Source organism: Hydrogenivirga sp. 128-5-R1-1, assembly GCF_000171895.1.
This window is the reverse complement of sequence record NZ_ABHJ01000218.1, coordinates 1-1,872: the sequence shown is the minus strand read 5'-3', so window position 1 is coordinate 1,872 and position 1,872 is coordinate 1. Positions and strand designations below refer to the sequence as shown.

3 protein-coding genes and 1 pseudogene are annotated in these 1,872 nt (G+C 31.3%); all 4 read right to left on the bottom strand.

What is annotated here, in order from left to right; genetic code table 11:
- Positions 1-395, bottom strand: a pseudogene (locus HG1285_RS03155) (nicotinate-nucleotide diphosphorylase (carboxylating)); the annotation flags it as partial.
- Entirely contained in the window at positions 395-823 is a 429-nt protein-coding gene (hemJ, locus tag HG1285_RS03160; protein ID WP_008288943.1) for a protoporphyrinogen oxidase HemJ, read from the bottom strand. The gene hemJ and the pseudogene HG1285_RS03155, both read right to left, overlap by 1 nt.
- Before the next feature lie 113 nt (positions 824-936).
- Positions 937-1,278 carry an iron-sulfur cluster insertion protein ErpA gene (gene erpA / locus HG1285_RS03165; protein WP_008288942.1) on the bottom strand — a complete coding sequence of 114 codons (342 nt, stop codon included), beginning with the start codon at positions 1,276-1,278 and terminating at the stop codon, positions 937-939.
- A gap of 73 nt (positions 1,279-1,351) precedes the next feature.
- On the bottom strand, positions 1,352-1,872 hold a 521-nt coding region (locus tag HG1285_RS03170; RefSeq protein ID WP_008288941.1), incomplete at its 5' end, for a S49 family peptidase.

Sequence of the window (1,872 nt, the reverse complement as noted above, 5' to 3'; positions counted from 1 at the left end):
GTTTTTCTTGTATCAAGAAGTTTTACATTTGTTCCTTCAAGGGCTTTTACAAATTGTATTGTCTTTGTTGCAATTCCTGAAAGTCTTTGCATTATATTTAAAGCAAGTCTTTCACCTTTCAGTATAGACTTTCCATTTCCTTTTATTTCTAAAAGAACATCACCTTTTTTTATTTCTTCACCTTCATTTTTTAAAATATTTATTTGAAGAGAACTATCTACCATTAAAAAGACTTCTTTTGCAAAAACTGCTCCAGCTAAAAGACCGCTTTCTTTTGCAATTATTTTTGCATTTACATTTTTATCTATTTCAAGATTATCTGTAGTTATATCTTCATGTCCTATATCTTCAAGATAAAACCTTTCAAGCTGTTTTTTTAAAAATATTCTATCCATTAGAATGGTCTCACTATTGCCATTATTACTATTATTATCATTAATATAGTTGGAACCTCGTTGTAAAGTCTTAAAAATTTTGAGCTATAGATATAATTTTCCTTTTCTAAACTTTTCCTAACAAAAGACATGTGAATATAATATCCAATCATTAAAATAGCAGCAGTTAGCTTTAAATGTATCCATCCGCCAGATTTGAAAACAGCAGGGTTTAATACAAGCATAAGAACGCCTGTTATAATAGTTGCCCAGAAAGCTGGAATACCGATAAATTTGTGGAGTTTATATTCCATAACCTTAACAACTTTTACAAATTCTTTATTGTCTTTGTTTTCAGTGTGATAAATAAAAAGTCTGGGAAGATAAAATAAAACCGCCATCCATGAAATTACAGATATTACGTGAAAAGCTTTTATCCATAAATACATATTTCACCTTTGTTTGTAAGTTTTATGGATAATTATAAATGAAAGGTAAGGAGTTTGAAAGGTTTATTAAATGAAAAAAGCGGGATAGTCCCGCCTTTATCTTAATTAAATTGTTAGCAAGAGAATGAGCTTCCGCAACCGCAAGAACCAGAAGCGTTAGGATTTTTAATAGTAAATCCACCGCCCATAAAATCTGTTACGTAATCAATAGTTGCACCTTTTATGTAAGGGGCTGAAAATTCGTCAACAACAACTTTTACACCGTCAACTTCTACAACTTTGTCATTTTCAGATACTTCTTCATCAAATCCCATAGCATATTGGAATCCAGAACATCCACCAGGAACAACTCTAACTCTTAATATAGGATTTTCTATTCCTTGCTCCTGAGCTATTTTTTTAATTTCGTTAGCTGCTGCCTCTGTAACAATGATTAGATTTTCTGTTTGCTGCATAATAATTACCTCCAAAATATTTAAATTTCCTAATAAATCTTATACTATTATAAGCATATAGGTATGATAAATCTCAGAAACTCATAAGGTAATAAATACCAGAGTTTAAATCAAGTAAATTTAAATCTATCTTTGCCCCCAGCAGTTTTTCCAGTAAAGGCTTCTGTCTTCCAAGTTTAATAACAACAGCAGATTTTCCTTCTTTCCCTATAAGTTTCCTTGCTTCATCTACAGCATCCTGTAAATTACCTAATTTATCAACAAGTCCAAGTTTTAAAGCCTGTCTTCCACTGAAAACTCTGCCGTCGGCATACGGTCTTAGTTTTTCTTTATCTATCTTTCTGTATTTGACAACAGCATCTAAGAACTGTTCGTAAACGTCAAGGACTGTTTGCTTAATAAGTTTTGCCTCTTCAGGTTTTAACTTATGGTTTGGATAAAGGATATCTTTATTTTTACCACTTTTTATGTTTGTTATTTTAACTCCAACTTTATTCATTAGATTAGTTAAGTCCATATGCTGGACTATAACACCTATGCTTCCTGTAATTGTTCCTGGATTTGCAAAAATCTCTGTTGCTGCTGCAGATATGT